Annotated in this window: 21 protein-coding genes; 2 read left to right on the top strand and 19 right to left on the bottom strand. The window is 39.4% G+C overall.

Features of this window, described 5'->3' with window-relative positions:
- Positions 1-122 precede the first annotated feature (122 nt).
- The 6 genes from LC508_RS03200 to LC508_RS03175 form a co-directional block, all read right to left on the bottom strand.
- On the bottom strand, positions 123-356 hold the full coding sequence (locus LC508_RS03200) for a helix-turn-helix domain-containing protein (protein ID WP_003431885.1): 234 nt from the start codon (positions 354-356) through the stop codon (positions 123-125).
- Positions 341-781: an RNA polymerase sigma factor gene (locus LC508_RS03195; RefSeq protein ID WP_003431889.1), complete on the bottom strand. Its 441-nt coding sequence runs from the start codon at positions 779-781 to the stop codon at positions 341-343. The genes LC508_RS03200 and LC508_RS03195 overlap by 16 nt, the downstream gene beginning before the upstream one ends.
- A gap of 274 nt (positions 782-1,055) precedes the next feature.
- Entirely contained in the window at positions 1,056-1,691 is a 636-nt protein-coding gene (locus tag LC508_RS03190) for an ABC transporter ATP-binding protein (RefSeq protein ID WP_003431891.1), read from the bottom strand.
- Between the two features lie 13 nt (positions 1,692-1,704).
- A complete protein-coding gene (locus tag LC508_RS03185) occupies positions 1,705-3,147 on the bottom strand; it encodes an ABC transporter permease (protein ID WP_207608615.1) in 1,443 nt (480 codons plus the stop codon).
- Positions 3,148-3,150: 3 nt separating this feature from the next.
- Positions 3,151-4,374 carry an ABC transporter permease gene (locus LC508_RS03180; RefSeq protein WP_207608613.1) on the bottom strand — a complete coding sequence of 408 codons (1,224 nt, stop codon included), beginning with the start codon at positions 4,372-4,374 and terminating at the stop codon, positions 3,151-3,153.
- An 11-nt stretch (positions 4,375-4,385) separates the two neighbouring features.
- Complete coding sequence (locus tag LC508_RS03175; protein WP_207608611.1) at positions 4,386-4,880, bottom strand: hypothetical protein; 495 nt, start codon at positions 4,878-4,880, stop codon at positions 4,386-4,388.
- A gap of 162 nt (positions 4,881-5,042) precedes the next feature.
- Between LC508_RS03175 and LC508_RS03170 the strand changes: the two genes are divergently transcribed.
- Positions 5,043-5,729 (top strand): response regulator transcription factor, encoded by a 687-nt coding sequence (locus LC508_RS03170; RefSeq protein ID WP_003431898.1) that lies wholly within the window; start codon positions 5,043-5,045, stop codon positions 5,727-5,729.
- Positions 5,723-7,015 carry a sensor histidine kinase gene (locus LC508_RS03165; RefSeq protein WP_225305308.1) on the top strand — a complete coding sequence of 431 codons (1,293 nt, stop codon included), beginning with the start codon at positions 5,723-5,725 and terminating at the stop codon, positions 7,013-7,015. The genes LC508_RS03170 and LC508_RS03165 overlap by 7 nt, the downstream gene beginning before the upstream one ends.
- A 45-nt stretch (positions 7,016-7,060) precedes the next feature.
- On the opposite strand, the gene LC508_RS03160 is transcribed toward LC508_RS03165, so the two are convergent.
- From LC508_RS03160 to LC508_RS03100, 13 genes are all read right to left on the bottom strand, one after another.
- Positions 7,061-7,285, bottom strand: a complete 225-nt coding sequence (locus LC508_RS03160; RefSeq protein ID WP_021421293.1) for a hypothetical protein — start codon at positions 7,283-7,285, stop codon at positions 7,061-7,063.
- A gap of 12 nt (positions 7,286-7,297) precedes the next feature.
- A complete protein-coding gene (locus LC508_RS03155; protein ID WP_021421294.1) occupies positions 7,298-8,071 on the bottom strand; it encodes an ABC transporter permease in 774 nt (257 codons plus the stop codon).
- Positions 8,055-9,011, bottom strand: coding sequence for an ATP-binding cassette domain-containing protein (locus tag LC508_RS03150; RefSeq protein ID WP_021421295.1), 957 nt, complete (start codon positions 9,009-9,011; stop codon positions 8,055-8,057). The genes LC508_RS03155 and LC508_RS03150 overlap by 17 nt, the downstream gene beginning before the upstream one ends.
- Before the next feature lie 87 nt (positions 9,012-9,098).
- Positions 9,099-9,731, bottom strand: coding sequence for a TetR/AcrR family transcriptional regulator (locus tag LC508_RS03145; RefSeq protein ID WP_021421296.1), 633 nt, complete (start codon positions 9,729-9,731; stop codon positions 9,099-9,101).
- Between the two features lie 124 nt (positions 9,732-9,855).
- A complete protein-coding gene (locus LC508_RS03140; RefSeq protein WP_131774988.1) occupies positions 9,856-10,758 on the bottom strand; it encodes a conjugal transfer protein in 903 nt (300 codons plus the stop codon).
- A gap of 16 nt (positions 10,759-10,774) precedes the next feature.
- Positions 10,775-11,782, bottom strand: coding sequence for a C40 family peptidase (locus LC508_RS03135; RefSeq protein WP_207608607.1), 1,008 nt, complete (start codon positions 11,780-11,782; stop codon positions 10,775-10,777).
- Positions 11,779-13,989 (bottom strand): CD3337/EF1877 family mobilome membrane protein, encoded by a 2,211-nt coding sequence (locus LC508_RS03130; protein WP_207608605.1) that lies wholly within the window; start codon positions 13,987-13,989, stop codon positions 11,779-11,781. The genes LC508_RS03135 and LC508_RS03130 overlap by 4 nt, the downstream gene beginning before the upstream one ends.
- On the bottom strand, positions 13,989-16,439 hold the full coding sequence (gene tcpF / locus LC508_RS03125) for a conjugal transfer ATPase TcpF (protein ID WP_074441446.1): 2,451 nt from the start codon (positions 16,437-16,439) through the stop codon (positions 13,989-13,991). The genes LC508_RS03130 and tcpF overlap by 1 nt, the downstream gene beginning before the upstream one ends.
- Entirely contained in the window at positions 16,417-16,815 is a 399-nt protein-coding gene (locus LC508_RS03120; RefSeq protein WP_010723729.1) for a conjugal transfer protein, read from the bottom strand. The genes tcpF and LC508_RS03120 overlap by 23 nt, the downstream gene beginning before the upstream one ends.
- 117 nt (positions 16,816-16,932) lie before the next feature.
- Positions 16,933-17,436: an antirestriction protein ArdA gene (locus tag LC508_RS03115; RefSeq protein ID WP_021379649.1), complete on the bottom strand. Its 504-nt coding sequence runs from the start codon at positions 17,434-17,436 to the stop codon at positions 16,933-16,935.
- A gap of 17 nt (positions 17,437-17,453) precedes the next feature.
- Positions 17,454-17,957, bottom strand: coding sequence for an antirestriction protein ArdA (locus LC508_RS03110; protein ID WP_074441445.1), 504 nt, complete (start codon positions 17,955-17,957; stop codon positions 17,454-17,456).
- Entirely contained in the window at positions 17,876-18,172 is a 297-nt protein-coding gene (locus tag LC508_RS03105) for a conjugal transfer protein (RefSeq protein WP_074441444.1), read from the bottom strand. The genes LC508_RS03110 and LC508_RS03105 overlap by 82 nt, the downstream gene beginning before the upstream one ends.
- Before the next feature lie 100 nt (positions 18,173-18,272).
- The gene (locus tag LC508_RS03100) at positions 18,273-18,746 is read right to left on the bottom strand and encodes a GNAT family N-acetyltransferase (protein ID WP_074441443.1); all 474 of its coding nucleotides are present in this window, start codon (positions 18,744-18,746) and stop codon (positions 18,273-18,275) included.
- Positions 18,747-18,922 lie beyond the last annotated feature (176 nt).

Below are 18,922 nucleotides of genomic sequence, written 5' to 3'. Positions count from 1 at the left end.
CGCTCGCTTTCTTTTGGAAAGGTCATGGCGTACAGTCCCCGTGGCTTGCTATCTCACAAACGTATCTGTCTGCTTTATTCAGTTGTCAAAGACCAGACGGGCATAATCAATCCCAATATGAATTAGAAGCGTTTAATATCAAAGTTTAATATTTTACGAATAATCGCTTCTTTGATAAAACCTTTCATTTCCAAATCTACCGCAAGACGTAAGTTGTTGTTATCGTCGTAAAACGGACGCATACAACACTGATTGATATATGGGTCATAAAATTCCAAGATTTTTGAAATTGCTGTTTCGTCGCCGTCGCAGGCTTTGGAAATAACCGTGAAAGTCGGTGTCAGCTCTTTTGGCATTTTTCTTTTTCCTCCTCAATCAGTTGCTTTAACTTGTCTAGTGCTTGTATTCTGCACTTCGTTACATTCGCTCTGGAACAGTCAAGCATTTTCCCAATGTAAGTGTCCGTGTCGCCAATGAAAAAATACTGTAAAACGATATTACGCTTTCGTTCTTCAATAGCTTTCAATGCACGAGCCAGTTGTTCATCTTCGATTGATACTTTTTCTCCACAGACTTCAAATACCGCAACATAATCCGTAGAATATGTATCTTCTGTACCTATGGAATTTAAGAGGTCGTCCATAATTTCGGCGAATGGCATTTCTTTTTTCTCTGAACGACGTATCGCTCGATAGAAGTCAATCGCTCTATGACGTATAACTGTTTTAATAGCACAATCGAATTGATGACAGGTTTTTTCTTGTAGTTCTGACGGTTTCATTTTCCTCACCTCCTTTCGCTAGTCGAAAAGAGGTGTCTGCCCCTTTTCATATATACCGCGTTGAAAGTGGGGGACAGCGTAACCAAAATCGAGAAAACTTTAAAAAATTTTTTTCTGGCATGAAAAAAGCCCGCACAAAACATATAGTCTGTACGAGCTTTTAAAACTGTGCTATATTCAGTTGTTATAAAAATGCCGTTAGGTTTAAACTGATTGCGTCGAGGTATATCTAAAATATTCCATAATGACAACTCCTTTACGGCACTATTCTAATTTAATCAGACAGAAAAGAAATTGCACCGTTTTTAATTTCTAAGATTTCGTCGGCTTCTTCTGCCAAATGCTTACTGTGTGTAACCACAACAACACATTTTCCTAATTCATGTGCAGTCTTTTTCAGCAAAGCAATGATTTCATCAGCGGTAGTTTCGTCAAGATTTCCCGTCGGTTCGTCTGCCAAAAGTACATGAGCGTCGCTGGCTAATGCTCTTGCAATCGCTACACGCTGTTGCTGTCCGCCAGATAGTTGCAATACATTTCTCTGCCAGTATTCTTTTCCAATGCCGACTTCTTCCAATAATTTTTCAGCATTTCCACTACCACCTAATTTGACATTTTCAACCGTTGTCAAATAATCAATCAGATTATAATTTTGAAATACCAATGAGATATTATGCTTTCTGTGGTAATTCAGCCCTTTTTTTGTAATGTCCTCGCCATTGCAAAGGACAGTCCCTTTTACCGCTGTGTCTAAGCCTGCTAACAACGATAAGAGTGTTGTTTTTCCTGCACCACTCGGACCGACAATAGTATAAAAAATACCCTCCTCGAAAGTAGCAGATACATTATTCAAAATGGTTTTATCTTTTTTTGTTTTGTAAGCATAGCTTACATTCTTTACTTCTAACATTTTCGTCGTCCTCCTAACTCATTTCCGATAAAATATCTTTCGGGTTTCTCTTTAGTATTACAATTCCAGATACCAGAACAGAAGCCGTTATCAACACAAGAACACTTACACCGTCCAACAGATACATTTCTGGCGTAACCTCTACGCTGATATTCTGCACGTCCTGCTTTGGTGCAACATATTCTGTGGATACTTTTCCCTCGTTATTTTTTTCTTCTTCCTGCATTTGCTGAACCTGCTGTGATACCAGATAATTTGCAGTTACTTTGGAAACGGCAGGAGCGACAGCAAAGGATAGCATAAGGGAAAGAACAGCAATCATAATCGCTTCACTCCAAATCTGCCCGATAATTCTGAATTTCGGAACACCGAGAGATAAGAAAATGCCGACTTCCTGCACTCGATTTTTCAGCCAGAAAAGAAATACTAAAACAAGGATAACAAAACTTGCAACAGAGATTACCAATATCATCATTTCGCTTACTTTTGCTAAATCATTGAAGTTTGAGGACATGGTTTCGGAATTTCCGTTATTGTCAATCAAATCATATTGCTCCCAGTTGATGTCTACTTTTTGCAGATTTTCTTTTACTTCGTCGTAAGCTTCCACATCTTCCACTTTGAAATATGCCTTTTCATATAAAGGACTTGTTTCACCCTCTGCCTTTTCTGGAAATCTCAAATCCGTAAATATTACATTTTCCGAACGGTAAGTATCTCCCTGCATAAGTGGGGACATCTTTTGATCCACTTGATAAATTCCAACAATCTCGGCTTCTGATACCTTTGAATTTTCAGTATCATGGTAATCATTAAAAGAAATTTTATCGCCGATTTTCAGATTATTTTGCTTTGACAGTTCCTCTGAAATGACACACATATCTTTATCCTCTGGGGTTATCATTCGTCCCTCTTTGATATGCAGATTGCCAGACAAAACATTTCTGTCAAGTTTCATATCTTTGTTTCCAATTAAACTTACACCGCCAACATCTACGTTTTGGTCTACATCCTTATCTTCAATTCTTTTGAAATTTACAGGGTTTACGGCTGTAATTGCTGTTGTAAGATTGTAATCAGCAATTCCTTTTGTTTTTGCCAGTTTCTGAATATCTTTTATATCTAAGGTTTCAAATTCGTTTGTTGTCGAGCCTGACCAGCCCTCCGAACCATTAACAACTACTTTCTTTTGATGATACCCTCCAAAACTACCTTCCTTATTACCAATCTTTTCTGAGCATTCACGAACTCGTTTTGTTCGGTACTCTGCATTTCTTTCTAAAAGAAAGCCTGCTCCTATGGCTTGTCTGGTTTTATCCTGCACCTCAACACTGGCATTTTTGCTCGCTACACCTGCAAGAAGCAGGGTACTGATTGCAAAAACAATCAACAATAAGAGAATACTTTTTACGGGCTTTCTGAACACAGAACGCCTTGCCAATCCAAAAAAATTCATGTACTATCCCTCCATTTTCGCTAATATATCTTTTGGGTTTGCTCGTAATATGGGAAGAATGGAGCAACACAATGCCACCAGAATAACTGCACCACCTAAAAGGAACAACATTCCAATATCTTGTATCTGCAACACCACTTTCAGATTTTCTGTTACGCTTTCTGAACTGGTAATGATGTTTTGCAAAACGCCCGAGAATAATTTACCAATGGCTGTTGCTCCTAAAACCGAAAGCGTAAAGACACTCCCTGCTTCTAATAAAGTTTGCAGGAAAATTTCACTTTTTGCTTTACCTAGACTCATAAAGATTGCCACTTCCTTTTGTCTTGTTCTCATCCACATACATAACAGCAAGGAAACAACCACCGTACCAGTTATCAAGGTAAGTACCAGCATAAGATTTGCCACCTTACTGATTTGCTCTAATGGGGCAGACATCTGTTGATAAAGGGTATCTGAGGTACTAAGTTCTACATCATTTCCGAATATTTTTTGCAGGCTGGTTTCCAACACATCTAATTTTTCTGGTCTTTTTGAATAAACGCAGAGTTTTTCAAATTCAGCTTCTTTGAACAATTCTTTATAAGTGCTGTTGTCAATAAAGATTTGATTTTCTATTCGATTGACTGCCGTAGTTTCTGTTGGCTGGTCTTTTTCCACATTTCCTGCGGACATGAAAATTCCAATAATCTGAACAGATACTTTTGTTCCGTTTTCTGTACTTAATTCAATCGTATCTCCAACTCTTAGCTCATTTTGATTTGCAAGGTTCGCATTGATAACAGCACCTTTTTTCTCGTGTTTGATATAATCGCCAGAAGATAAGCGGTACTGCATTTCTGAAAAAGGGCTGTCCTTTTCCAAATCATCATAGGAGAGCAACGCTATTTTCAAATTTTCCTCTTTGGTAGAAGTATTGAGAGTAACTGGAGCAAAACTAGCTGGAAATACATCTTGCCTGCCGATACGGTTGATAGCTGAAACATCTTCCAGCATTTCAATCTTGTTTACTTCATTCTCTGTTATCTTGCTGTCCTTACTTGTAATTTCAGCCACAATCTTAGAATTTGTCTTTTCCTGCATGGCTTGTTTGGACTCATTTGTAGTCCTTAAAATCATGCTTGTACCTAAAATCATACTGTTTACAAGTATCAAAACAATCAACAGAAGAATGGTTTTTCCTTTTTTTCGCTGTAAATAGCGAAAACCAAGTTGATAAAACTTCATACTTCACACCTCTATTCCCAACGAGCTATGACAACCTTTGTTGCATTGAAATGATTTGTGTCCGCAAACTCTCCATAAAGATATACATTTGATTGTTTCTTTACATCGGATATAGAACCCGTTGTTACATTCCTAACACCAGACTGTGCATTTACTGTGGCAATGACAAATTCACAATCTGGGTTATAGGTTACAGAAACAGCATTGTCTTTATTTTCCAATCCCGCTGCTTCCGATTTTATTCCAGCTCCCCCCTCAATTTCTCTTGCTTGACTTACGGAACAACCATTGTCTGTAAACTCCAAAACACTTCCCATCAAATTAGCAGACTCTAATATATCGTTTCCTTTATTTTCTGAAGAACCATTTGCATTTTCTTCATTCGTATTAGAATTGACAATAGGATTAGACGTATCTGGTTTTTCATCTGGACTTGCACCACACCCCGTCAATGCACAGATACATAATCCAACTGCTACAAATTTACTGATGTTTGTTTTTTTCATTTTTGTATTCCACCTTTCTTGTTTGATATGCCCCTATTGTAAGAGCAAACCATTCTAAAAATCCTGTAAAAAAGTAAGAAAATCATCATCATTTTTTAGAGGATTTTTACAGACTTTTCTGTTATACTGTCTATAATTTATATAGAAAAGGATTGATACATTATGAAAATACTTCTTCTGGAAGATGATTTAGAGTTATGTAAAAATATAAAAATTTCTCTCGAAAAAGAAAACTATATGGTTGATTGTTGCAATGACGGGGAAACCGCTATGCTGTACGCTTTAAATACAGACTATGCTTATGACCTCGCCATTGTAGACCGTATGCTACCGATTATTGACGGCTTAACAATCATAAAATCTATGCGTAGAAAAGGAATATCTATTCCTATCCTTATCATTACTGCCATGAGTACCCTTGACAATCGGGTGGAGGGTTTAGACGGCGGTGCTGATGATTACTTAGTAAAGCCATTTCATATCAAAGAATTGCTTGCAAGGGTTCGGGCATTGACAAGGCGACCTGCCAATATTCAGTTATCGTCTAAATTACAATATGGAGATTTGACTTTCGATAAAGACAGCAGAACCTTATCCACACCAAATAATTCTCTTTTATTAACTTCAAAGGAAACCGAATTGACTTTTGTATTTATGCAGAACCCAGAAACACTATTTTCCCGTGAACAGCTAATCCTTAAAATCTGGGGCAGTTCTTCCGAGGTAGAAACTGGCAATGTAGACAGTTACATTTCTTTTCTGCGAAAACGCCTAAAAGAGTTAAAAAGTTCCTGTAAAATAACAACGGTCTACGGTGCAGGGTACAAACTGGAGAAAGAAACATGTTAAATAATTTATACCGAAAACTTCATATTCTGTTTGCAAGTTCTGTTATGCTGATTATTACCCTTGTGATTTCCTTTGTCGTTGCAAATACCGTTCATACGGAAAAAATCAACGAAAGTACCTTGTTTCAAAGACTAACAACCTTACTGATTTATCAAGTGGAAAGTGCTTCTTCGGATATGGATAAGGAACTTAAAGCCTACGAAGAAAGTTATCATATTTTTTCCTTGATTAGCGATACAAAAGGGAATACCATTTATCAGAGTGATTTCCCATTTCCAACTTCTGCGAACAATCTGTTGCATGATGTAGAAAAGCAGATTTCTACACAGCCATTATCACAAACAGAAAGCAACACAACTTCACAAGGCGGTTTTCTGGAAATAAGAGGAAAACATCACGATACTTATTTTGTTATTCCTGCTACAATTAGGACAGCAAATGATACCGTATATCATGCAACCTTTCTTTATCAGACAGCCAGTTTGACGGATATTTTACAAAAGACATTGCCAATATATCTTCTTATCTGGCTTTTGGCTTGTATCGTTGTTATCATGCTAACCCGTTATCTGCTGAAAAAGTCGTTTGCTCCAACGGAACGAATACTGCAAAGCCAAAAAGATTTTGTTGCAACAGCGTCCCATGAATTAAAATCTCCACTTGCTGTTATGATTTCCAACACGGATATGCTTCTTGATAATGTTTCCTTAAACGAGCAGGCAAAGCAAGCCATACAGACCATAGATTTTGAATGTATGCGGTTATCCCGTTTAGTCAAAGATATGTTGCTTTTGGCTTCTTCCGACGCTAAAACATGGACATTGCATAAAAGCACAATTAATATAGATACCTTGCTCATTACGTTATATGAAACCTACGAACCTGTCTGCATGAAGCAGAATTTAGAACTAAAACTGCATTTATCCGAGGAAAGTTATCCTGCTATGTTTACCGACAAAGACCGATTATTTCAAATCTTGTGTGTCTTTATGGATAATGCCATTCAACATTCCAAGAATAATTCTTTAATAGAGATAGAAGTAATCGCCACCGAAAAAAATATTGCTTTTTCTGTGGTAGACCACGGGCAAGGCATTTCTGATGAAGATAAGCAGTATATCTTTGACCGATTTTATAGTGGCGACAAGTCCCATACGAACAAATCGAATTTTGGACTGGGACTAAGTATCGCCAAAGAATTAACTCAAATGCTGAACGGTATTATCATTATCAATGATACTGCTGGTGGAGGTGCTACTTTTACTGTTAAATTTCCTCTGAAATAGATTAAGGCTTGCAGATCATACACTATGTATGGAGCAAGCCTTTTTTCAAATCTTTGTCTTTTTGGTAATCTTGTAAATATATTCTTCTGGCGTAGGGCGTTTATTCCCAAAATACTTTTTGAAATTTGCCTGCACTTCTGGGTCTGGACTGTTCATGGCTTCATCAATCGTTGCTTCAATATCAGCTCGTACATCAGCTAATGAAACACCACTAGCCTTTGCACCTGCTTTCAAGGCTTTTTTAATATCTCGTTTTTTTAATCCTATCATTTTTCCCTCTTTCTAATTGCGTAGACGTTTCTTAAATAAAACTAAAGACACAAGATAAAACGTAATTGTTAATCCTACACACCATATTAAAGCAATTATAAATACCTTAATATCTAAAGAATTTCCTAAAAAGGCATTTCGCATAGTATCTATAATAGGAGTCATCGGTTGATATTCTGCAAATACTTTCAAAATTGAGGGTAATGTTTCGGTTGGTACAAACCCAGAACTTAAATAGGGAAGTATGATTGCTAATGCTGATAATGAACTTGCTCCCTCTGCACTGTTTGTTATTACCCCGACAATAACTGCCAACCATGATAATACAGATATTATCCCAACTAATAATATGAATACAATTCCTATGTCTATTATATGGATTGACGGACGAAAGCCAAGTAACATTGCTATCAATACAACAACAACAGTACTCATGATACTTCTTATGAAAGCCTCTAAAATATGACCATTCAATATTGAAATTTTATTGATAGGCAATGTACTAAATCTTGTAACAATACCACTTGTTACATCTTTATTTACCATAATAGCAGTTGTAGAAGAACCTTGAGCAATGCATTGTAATAAAATTCCCGGAACGATAAAATCTACATAAGAAATACCCTCAATCTGAATGAGATTTCCAAAAAGAGAAATAAATAGTAACATCATTAGTGCTGGTAGAATAATGCTGGTTAAAAAAGTATCTGGGTTTCTTTTCGATAAAAGTAAACAACGTCCTGCCATTGTAAAAGTATCATTATATCTTTTAGTCTTTGACTTCATTTAATTTTTCCTCTCTTTCTTCAATCATGGATAAAAACACATCTTCTAAGGTAGGTGCAAGTTCTTTAAAGTTTTGAATAGAAATTTTATTCGTATATAATATATTAAATATTCTAGACAATGTATCTGCTTTTCCGTCAGTAAACACAATAATACTATATTTCTCTGGCTCTATGGAAACTTTATAATCTTTCATCAACAATTTAGCTTTCTCAAATTCTTCTGAATTTCCAAATGTAAATTGTACTGCTCCTTGTGGGAGATATGCTTTTAATTCTTCTGGCGTTCCCTCTGCGATGATTTTTCCATTGTCTAATATGCCGATTATATCTGCCAGTTGCTCTGCTTCTTCTAAATATTGAGTAGTTAGAAATATCGTTACACCAGACTTGTTTAAATCTCTAATTATATTCCACATACTATGACGACTTTGCGGGTCTAATCCAGTCGTTGGTTCATCTAAAAAAATGACTTTAGGATTTCCGATTAAGCTCATTGCTATATCTAGTTTTCTCTTCATTCCACCAGAATAAGTAGATACAATACGGTTTGAAGCCTTTGCTAATTCAAAATATTCTAACAAATTTTCAGCCGTTTCCTCTGGCTTTGATAAGTGGCGTAATTTCCCCATAATAATTAGATTTTCTTTACCTGTCAAACATTCATCAACAGCGGAAAACTGCCCTGTCAAACTAATCACTTCATGCACTTTTTGCGGATTATCAAAAACATTATATCCCTCAATTTGAACCGTACCATTGTCTGCTTTGATTTGTGTTGTTAATATACGAATAGTTGTTGTTTTTCCAGCACCGTTTGACCCTAATAAAGTATAAATAGAGCCTTTAGGTACAGAGAAAGTTACATTGCTCAAGACCTCTTTATCTTTATACTTTTTCTTCAATGCCGATACACATATTGAGTACTTAAATTCTTCCATGATAATATCTCCTTTACATTATAATACCGAACAAATGTATGTATATATGCTTTTTAAATTGCCTATCTCTAGGCAATTTATTTGTAACTATTCAAAATAAGGTAATGCTGTTATCTTTTCGCTTATTTCTTCATTCAATAAAGGCAGACCCATATTTTCAAGCATTTCTTTTATGCAATGAAATCTGTTTAGTAACTCTTCTCTATTAGCTGGAAAGATAGAAGGTATTAACCAAATATCCATTAACACTAAAAATTCTGCAAGTTCTTTTTTATATTGTGTTTTAATAGACCCGTCATTTATTCCTTCTTCTATAAATAATTCCCAATAGGGACATAAACGACGACGGTTTGTTTCAATCATACGAGCTAATACATGAGGGTTTTTCAACATGGGAATAGCTTGTTTCGTCAATTCTATCTGTTTTTCGTCAGATTGATTTAATAGGATTGCCATTCTCATTTTTTGAAGTCCGTTTAAATCTGTTCGAGCTTTTACTTTCTCAAATGGATTATTGTTAAAAAACATCTTATCTCCCAGAGCGTCCATAATTTCTTCTTTGGACTTAAAATGATGATAGATTGCCCCTTTGCTTAATCCGCCTAATTCATCGACAATATCTTGAATTGTTGTTTTATCATATCCTTTTTCAAGAAACAAGCGTTGAGATACATCTAATATTTTCTCAACTGTTATTTCAGGATATTTATTTCTCGCCATACATACACCTCTTTTACATTCGTTCTGTATGTTTATTATATAACTATATGAAATGAGTGTCAACACTTTCATACTATTCGTATGTAATTCTTATAGAGGGAGAAAATCTCCCTCCAAATCAGTTTTACCCTACAATCTTCCAGTTACTATCCTTATGTAGTACAAGTTCATACTGCGACACCTGCGTTGCCTTTGTCTGATTATCAAGGAATTTCACAGCAACCTTAACTTTCACATTGTCCCCGTCCTTTGTAAAGATAGGGTTTAGCAATTCAGAATAAAGGTAGTCCCTGCCGATAGGTTCAATCACATTTCCCGATACATAGTAAGCAAGCTCTTTTTCCGTAGCTGTCGGGTACAGCTTAAAGAATGTTTCCAGAAATGCGGTAGCGTCATTGACAGTATCAGCGTCTACACTTGCGTCTGCTTCTGGTGTCTTTGGCTCATAGTCTGATTTTTCGATTGCTGGTGCAAGGGTAGGGTTCTGAACGATTACCATACCCCCGTCAGCGTCCACATGGACTTTTACCGTATAGGTTGCCTTGACATTGCTTGTCTGTTCTCCCTCTTTTATCTGCTGATCTACTTCGTAGGTAGCAGAAAAAGTGTCCGTTCCCGACTGTTCAATACTCCATACAATCACATCTGTAACTGTGGAGCTGGTCGGTATATCCGTTCTGATTGTATCAACATTTAAGTCCTGCAATTCCTTTGTCAGATAACCGCTGATTGCCTGCGTCCTTGCTTCAATCGCTTCTTTGCTGTTATTCCATGTGTAGTAGGACTTCACAAAGTTCTTCACGAAATTTTCTATCCCGTTGGTGTCCTGCAAGCGAAGCTCTATGATTTCTTTTTCATGGGTCGTGTGCTGGTCGATAGCGGTAAAATTCTTATACACCCCAAAACTCACGCTTGCGATAAGCACCACCCACAACGCAATCACGGTTTTCTTATGTGTGCCTACCTTGACAGTACGCACCTTTTTTTCTTTGACATTTTCAGTCGATTTCTTATTCTTATTAAACATATTTTTCAAGTCCTTTCTATTGTTTTACTCGTCCTGCACCGATTAAGTGCTGTTGCCAGTAACTACTGCTTAGGTCTGCATATCCTATCGGGTCACCTGCATGGTACATCTGATTATTTCCTACATAAATGCCGACGTGGGTTACATACGAACCAGCGTTATAGGTGGAATGAAAGAATACCAAGTCCCCAGCCTTTGCCTGCGAGAGTGGAAGATGTTGGGTTGCGTCATACTGGGCTTGTGCTGTTCTCGGTAAGGAGATACCAGCTTTTCCATAACACCATTGCACAAGTCCGCTACAATCAAAGGAAGTGTTCGGGTTACTGCCACCATACACATACTTCCAGCCTTGATATTTCAACGCTTCATTCATAATCGCTTGTGCCGTCGCATTATCAAAGTGTGCCACGGTCAGATATTGATTGACTAATTCCACATAGAACATATTTCCATAGCCATACCGCCAGCCCCCATTCTTCGCAACTGCTATCGGGTTGGTGTAAGTTACTTTCTTTCCACCCGATTTTTCACGGGCAAAATTTTCCGCAAGGTTAAAGGTGTGCTTTTTTCCTTTTCCTACCACATATCCCACATAACCACCGCCATAGTTATAGGACTGTATCGCTACATTCAAATCGTCGATACCTTGATTTTTGCAGGAAGAAAGCAGGGACGCAAAATACTTACACCCCTGCTTGATTGAGCTTTCCGTATCTAAAGAGTTGGGCGGTAAACCAAGACTTTCCGAACTCTGCATAACATCTTCTGCCGTACCGCCACTTTCTACTTGAATGATAGCCAATAGCACATTGACATACTCGGAAATGCCGTATTCTCTGGCATACTTTTCCACCATAGGCTGATGTTTCAAGACTTCTGCGGATAGGTTCATACCCGTAATGCCAGAAGAAAAATTGCTGTTCTCGTCATCGCTGTCCGCACTAATGAGGACACCAAAGAAAAGCACCAGCGAAAAGAGGATAGGAAACAGACTGCTAATGAGGGCGATATGTTTCAGTTTCATTTTTTCTTCTGTCCTTTCTTCGTTACAAGGTTACGGTTTTTCTCTGTGGTCTGCTGGTTCTTCTGGACGCTCTGCGTCTGCTGAACCTTTGTCCTGCGGTCTTTCGTGTAATTCTGTCGTGTTTCCTGCGATACCACTTTTTCTACATTCTGCCTATGTACTTGCTGTGCAGGCTGGGTTACTTTCTTATCAGAAGCACCAGAAGATAACGGACGTTCTTTCATAACAGTTGTCTTGACTGGCTCACTTGCTTTTGAAGTGGTCACTGTGGCAGGGCGTTTGACTTCCTGCATTTTTTCCACACTCGGCTTTGGAATGGTTGAAGCTGTGGCTGGTCGCTCATGGGGACGGGTAGCTCCCGTTGTCGCTGATCCGTCAGCCTTTCGCTGTGCCTGCCTTACCTCTTGTGCCTTTTGAAGCTCCATACGCTTATCAGCGATATTCTGTCTGCGTTGCTCCTGCTTTTCCAAGCGTTCCGTCTGTCTGGACTGCTGTTCCTGCACCATGCCACGCTTGAAGTCGGACACGCTGGACTTTGCCTTTTCCTTTGCGGAATATACCGCATAAGCGGTCTGTGTCGGCATATCCTTGATGTTTTCTTTGACAGCGTTTGCTTTGTCTTTCACTTTATTTTTCGTATCTAAGACAGCACCCACCTTTGAGCCTGCACGCTGTCCCATGCTGGAAGTGGTATTGCCCCGATTTTCTTTAGAAGCTGTATTTTTTCTTTCAGCCCTCTTGCCAGCGACGGCACTTCCAGCTACCGCACCAGCCACACCGCCCGAAATACCGCCAGCACTTACCGCCCTTGCAATACGGTGTTCCATACGTCTAGCCCTATGTCGCATAAACAGATATGGTCTGCGGAAAATTCTTCGCCCCATGCTTTGACTGTCGTTAGCGTTCAAAGAGAACATACTCATTAAATCGCCCAGCTTCATATAGATACCAGCGAAACATACTATCTGCAAGAACGCCACCATAAAGAACGGATAGTCCGTGGAAATGTTATAAAACATACTGGAAATACTGAACGCTACCGTTACAATGAGCGTTATTCCTGCCCGTGTCATTATGGTGTTAAACACCCTTACGATTGCCTGCTTTGCCATGCTTTCATAGCTCGGTATCATGGAAAGTAAAAAGCTGATAGGCAAAAACATAGCGAAGATAATAAAAAGTATCTGGCTGAACAACATCATACCCGTAAGCAAGAATACAAATATCGTGATACCTAAGTTGAAGAACAGCAGGAAGAACACCATACCTAAACGATTTACCACCTGCGGTATTGTCAGATTGTTGTTGTCGTTATCCTCAATTTCTGTTTTCACGACTTCCTCTCTGGTCTTTCCGTCCTCGTCCTCTGGACTTGCCGATACAAGAGCTTCCACACGGTCTGTTCCGATTTCCTCTGCGTTGCTGTTGCCGAATTGCAGAAGTAGCCACGGCTGTTCCACTTGAATAGAAAATAAGCTGTCCCGTATCAAGTCCACGCTGTCCTTGCCCTCGCTGTCAGAGTTGGGGAGCATGATTTTTGTTCCTAAGTCCAACGAAGCGGTACTGATGTCTGATGAAAATTCATTTATCTTCTTGATGTAGTCGGGAGCATAGGCAATAAATGAAGCGGACAGCACGAACACCACCACAAAGTTGATAACGGCGTGAAGTGCCTTGCTGGTTTCCCGTTTGATAAGTCCCGTATAGGCAACATAAAGTCCCACCACTAAGATAATGAGAAGCAGGAAACCAACATAGAAGCCAGAGCTGGAAAAGCCGTTCTGCGTTACACCAGCAAGAGTCTGTATGCTTTTTCCGATACTGTCTGCCATATCATTGATGAAGTCCAGCTTGTAGGCTTCCTGCACCACATAGCCCGTTGCATTAGATAAGTAAAGGCTTATCGTCCAGACAAAGTTGGTAATGCAGTAAAGCCCGTACTGTACCGATTTTCCAATCCCGTCCAGCCAGTTCCACGGAAGCCACGACCAGCTATTATCCACATAAAAATCAAGCTGGTAGTTGGAAAGGGGATATTTTGAGTAAAGATTTTCTGCGTTTATGGTATCGTCCACAAGTCCCGTCGCATGAGCCACCGTCCCCAAAAGTGAAAGCAGGATAAGGGAAAGTGCCACCACGAACAGAGCCATTTTGAGAAAGTGAAGTATCTTCCTTTTTGTGAACGCACCTTTTATCCTTTCTTTCATCACTCCACCTCATTTCTCTGTACGGGCGGTCTGGTATCAAAGGCGTGTAGCAGTTCTTCAAAGACGGGGTGTATCTGCACCACACCGACACGCCCGTATAAGTCCTGCAATAAGCATTGTCCGTTCTCCAAATCACGCAAGCGTTTCTGGTTGTTCTCGTCGTCCTTGTCGATACCGAAAAATTCTAAGGTCTGCTTTATCTCGTTAATATCCGTGCTTCTAAATGCAAACTTCAAGCCGATATTGTTTTTCAGACTTTCTTTTGACACGTCGCCAGAAGATTGTGTAACAAAATAAACGCCTGCCTGCATAGCTCGTCCAGCACGAACCAGCTTATTTGATAAGGTTTCGCCTTGTGCCACATTCAAGAACGCCCATGCTTCGTCCAAATCGACAATCTTAAAAATGCTTCTGTCGCTATGAATGAAGTCGAGGGCAAAGGTGCTAATCACAATCAGCATAGACACCGACAATAATTCAATGGTCGTGTATTCCTCAAAAGTGGTGTCCTTATCTGGCAACACAAGGTCGGCTACTTGAATGATATTGAGCTGGTTATCTAAACTGATTGCATTTTCCACCGTACCGTCCGAAAACAGCAGATGTGCAAAATCATAGTCTGTGAAACTGTCGATATGGTCTGCGATATTTCTTGATACTGGCGTATCTTCACGGCGTAGCTCGTCTATCACATGGAGCAAGCCCCGACTGTCGCTCTGGGTAACAGAACGCACCGCCTTACGAAGTACGGGGAATTTTTCGCCGTCCCTAGAGGAAATACCCGTTAAAAATGTCAAGATGTCGATTGCCAGACTTTCAGCGTCTTTTACATTCTTCATAATCACGAATGGGTCAAGAAGTCCTGCATTATCTTTATCGCTGGTTAGATTTACGATATTGATTTCATGGGCGATTTCTGGGAGCGTTTCTTTCCAGTTGCCACGCTCTGATTTTGGGTCTAAGATAACCGCTTGTCCCCCAAAGAGAACAGAGTAGTACACAAGAAGATTGTTACAGAACGACTTTCCACCGCCAAGCGAACCGACAAAAGCAGACGCTAAAGCGTTGGTAACTGTACCTTTTACACCCTGCGAAGCTAAAGACGGTTGCAGGTACACATTTCTTCCCGTATCAACGGAATAGCCCATATAGATACCCGTCGTTTCCCCTAACTGCTGGGTCGCACCGAAGCCCAGCCCAGCCAAGAAGTCTGATTTTACATACTGCACATAGTCATTGATATATCGCTTGCTGGCAGGAAGAAATTCAGAATGAAGCCCCAGCATATCCCCAGCAGGACGCACCAGCTTTACATTGAGGTCGTCGTAAAAGTCCTTGACTTCATCACAACGGCGTTTTAATTCGTCCAAATCATCAGCCGATACACGCACTACATAAGAGAGCTTATACATACTTTCTTTGCTCTGGTCTAAGTCCGTTTCCAGCTCGTCCACGCTGTCTAATGCGTCCACCACATTTGAGCTGGTTTCACTTCCTGCTTGATAGGCGTGGTTATCCAAATCTTTTAGTTCCTTTTTCTTGTTGCGGACTGTCGTTAATGCTTTTCGATTTTCTACGATTTCTACATTCATGCTCGTATCAACGGGAAAGGTAAACTGCTGTTGCTGGAAATAGAAGATTTCAGACGACGGAAAATCAAGCTCGCCTACAATCGCATTGACGGTAAAATAGGATACATAGCTTTCCTTGTCCTCATGTTCCAGCCTTAAATACCGCTGGCTTTCCTCAATCACACACCTTGTCGGACGGATAAGGTCGTAGTATTTTATCAGCGTTTCTTTTTTGTAGTTCTTCTTTGGTAGCTGGTACTCATAATCTTCATAGGCGATACCGTCCCTGCCGTAAAGATGTTCCATGAGATACCCAAAATCGTTGATTTCCAAGCGACGCACCTTAAAGCGACGGGAGATTTTATTTTCCAGTAGCTTTTCCATTTTCATGTAACGGTTGATTTCATCATTCGGCATGGAAACAAAGTCATTCATCAGCGTGTGGTTCACTTCATGGAGAAATTCCTTGAATGTCAGCCACGCCGATTTTTTGATGTTCTTCAGATTGAGCTGTTCTTCCGTTACCATGAGCTTAAATCCAAGAAAAAAGCGGTAGTCCACTTGATTGTCCCCAATCATAGAAACCAACGCTTCGGTCTGTTCGTCTATCTTCTGGCAGGCAACTTCCCTTAATTTCCCCGTAACCAGCTTCTTTGACTGCTCCTGCATACTTCGTATGGAGCTTTCCGTCGCAATCTGCAACGCATGAATTTTACCCTCACGGGACTGTGCGATAAGCTGTCGAAAACTGTCATGCACAATAAATTTCTGCTCTGCGGATAAGAAAGAATAGTTGTACGGTATCAGCTCATAGTAAGCGAACACCTCCTTGTCCTTGTTCCAGACAAGGTTATTGTCAATATATTTTATCGGGAACATAGTTCACACTCCTTACTGCCGTGATTGTTTCATTCAAGGTCTGCTTATGCAGTTTTACGGCTTTTCCTGCATAAGTGATTTTCGGTCGCAGGGCATAGGTTATCTGTGATTTCAAAAAGCTGTACGGCTTCTTTCCGTCAAAGGTTTTCTGCGACATGAACCAAGTGAGAGCAACGGGAATACCAAAGTATTTGAGAAATGCTCCCTCAATCATGGAAAGTGGGGGAATATCCCCAAACAGAATGATGAGAAATTCCGTAATCACAAACCATGTAATCTGTGTAAAAGTAACGGGAAAGGGTAAGTTAAAGTCATTGATTGCATACAAGACTTTTTCCACGTTCCAGATACCCGTGTAGCTTTTAATCTTTTTCAAGTTCTTTCAGCTCCTTTCGTAAGTTTCTAAATAGAAAAGGACAGCCATTTTCAGACTGTCCCTTAAAAGAGAAATACGCTGTCAGTAGCAACAATGCTTGTCGCTGATCTTCCAGCGTTAATATGGTATCTCGCACATACCTCGGCTTGTTTCAATAAAGCAACCGCCCATATCCAAATCTCGCCCGTAGGCTTCATAGTCAATGTAGTTCTGTAAGCTGGGTGGAATGTCGCCAAGTGCCTGCAATTCGTCTATGTAGTAGTAGGCAACGTCTGTCATGGTTTCACAGTCGGGATAATAATAAATATCGTCCTTGTGTTCCACGACTTCTTCCAGCGTCCCAAAGTGGCTGATAAATTCGTCCAGACACTCTACGATATAGTCGGGAAGTTCCTCTATCATTTCATACATCTCGTTGAGTTCTTCAATGGAAACATACTCGCCAATCGCAATGGGGAAGTTGTCGGTATCATGGATAGCGTATTCCTCATACTGTTCATTCAAGCCGATTTTTTCTTTCACATCTTCCTCGTCAATAGGAAACGTGAACCAAGCACCGACTAAATAGCCCTCATTGTATTTGCCAAGATTAGCAATATAAACCGCCATGTCATCAATCATAAGCACCACCTCATTTCCTACTCTGGCAATTCAAAGATACCGTGTTCTGTTACTAAAAATTTCCCGTGTTCCTGCAAGTGAGAAGCGTAGGCTTCAAAGTCAAAGTAGTATTCTTGACAGTCCTCGGATAAATGCTTAAATATCGGGTCGTTCATCAGCTTTTGCCTTGCAACATCAATCATGCTTTTGCAGTCGTGATAAACCGTAATCACGTTCCTGCAAATATAAAGTGCTTCTAAATTCTCAAACACCGTAAGTAGTGATACATATTCTTCCTGCATATCACTTGAAAGCTGGCGGTACATAAAATCTAATTCGTTGAGCTGGTACACGCTTGTATGTTCGTGGACTTCATCAGTATAAGGCAACACCTTTTCGATAATGCGGTAATCCCCACTTTCTGCACCGACACCTAACTTTTCTTCAAACTCTGCAACATCTATCGGCAGGTCGAACCAGTATGATATTGTTTCTTCGCCAGTTGTTCCTTTCGTTTCCACCAACACCCTTGTTTCCTGCATTGTTCCTCACGTCCTTTCTGTTGTTTCATCACATCTTTTAAGGTCTGGTACGACATACCAAACACATATTTAGAAAAATCTTCTAACTGTCTTTCTTCATAATCGGCAAGGTTCAGCCGTTTCATTTCCTGCCACACCTTACGCTTGTAAGAGGGCAGGTCGGAAATGTATTCACAGCCGACATTTGCCTGCATATTCTTAAAAATATCGTTCATTTCATCACTCCAATCTGAAATTTAGGTATGAAAAAAGCAGTCAATCCTAAGACTAACTGCTTTGTGTGTAGGGATATGAAATTGTAAACTAGATTGTTTGTTATAGATTTATAGTCATAATATATTCTTCGCTGTTTTCATCAACAACAAGAAAACCTGCTTTCTTATACATTTTTACTGCATAATTATTTTTCTGAACAGATAAGGAAATTTTTGAATAACCAAAAGATTTTTCCACTAACAATAATTGTTGCAATAATGAAGTCCCAATCCCTTGTCCTCTATACTTTTGAAAAACAGACATAGCAAGGGACGGTGTATCATTGTCAATGTGTCCGTAATCGTTCATTATTCGCACCCAAATAGCACCCACGACATTTCCTTGAACTTCCGCAACTAAAGCCCTATCATCTTTTCGCTTTCCAAATTCAAAAACATATTCTTGTAATTCTGGACAGTTAATTATTGATTTAGGTGGTGGCTCAACACCGTCTGGAATATAAATTGCTTCATACAAAAAGTCATTGAGTAAATCATATTCTTCCTTTTTTATTTCTCGTATAATATAATCCATAGCTTAACTCCTAATCTATTTTATCTTTTTTCACACCCCGATTATACCATTCGCATATAAGCACTACAATAAAATTTTATACACCGATAATCTTGTTGAAAAGTTCTAAGAGTATATCATTTCATCACTCCAATCTGAAATTTTGGTAAGAAAAAAGCAGTCAATCCTAAGACTAA

Source organism: Blautia parvula (assembly GCF_020215665.1).
Classification (GTDB): domain Bacteria; phylum Bacillota; class Clostridia; order Lachnospirales; family Lachnospiraceae; genus Blautia; species Blautia celeris.
The sequence above is the reverse complement of the archived record's forward strand: the minus strand, read 5'-3'. Positions and strand labels throughout refer to the sequence as shown.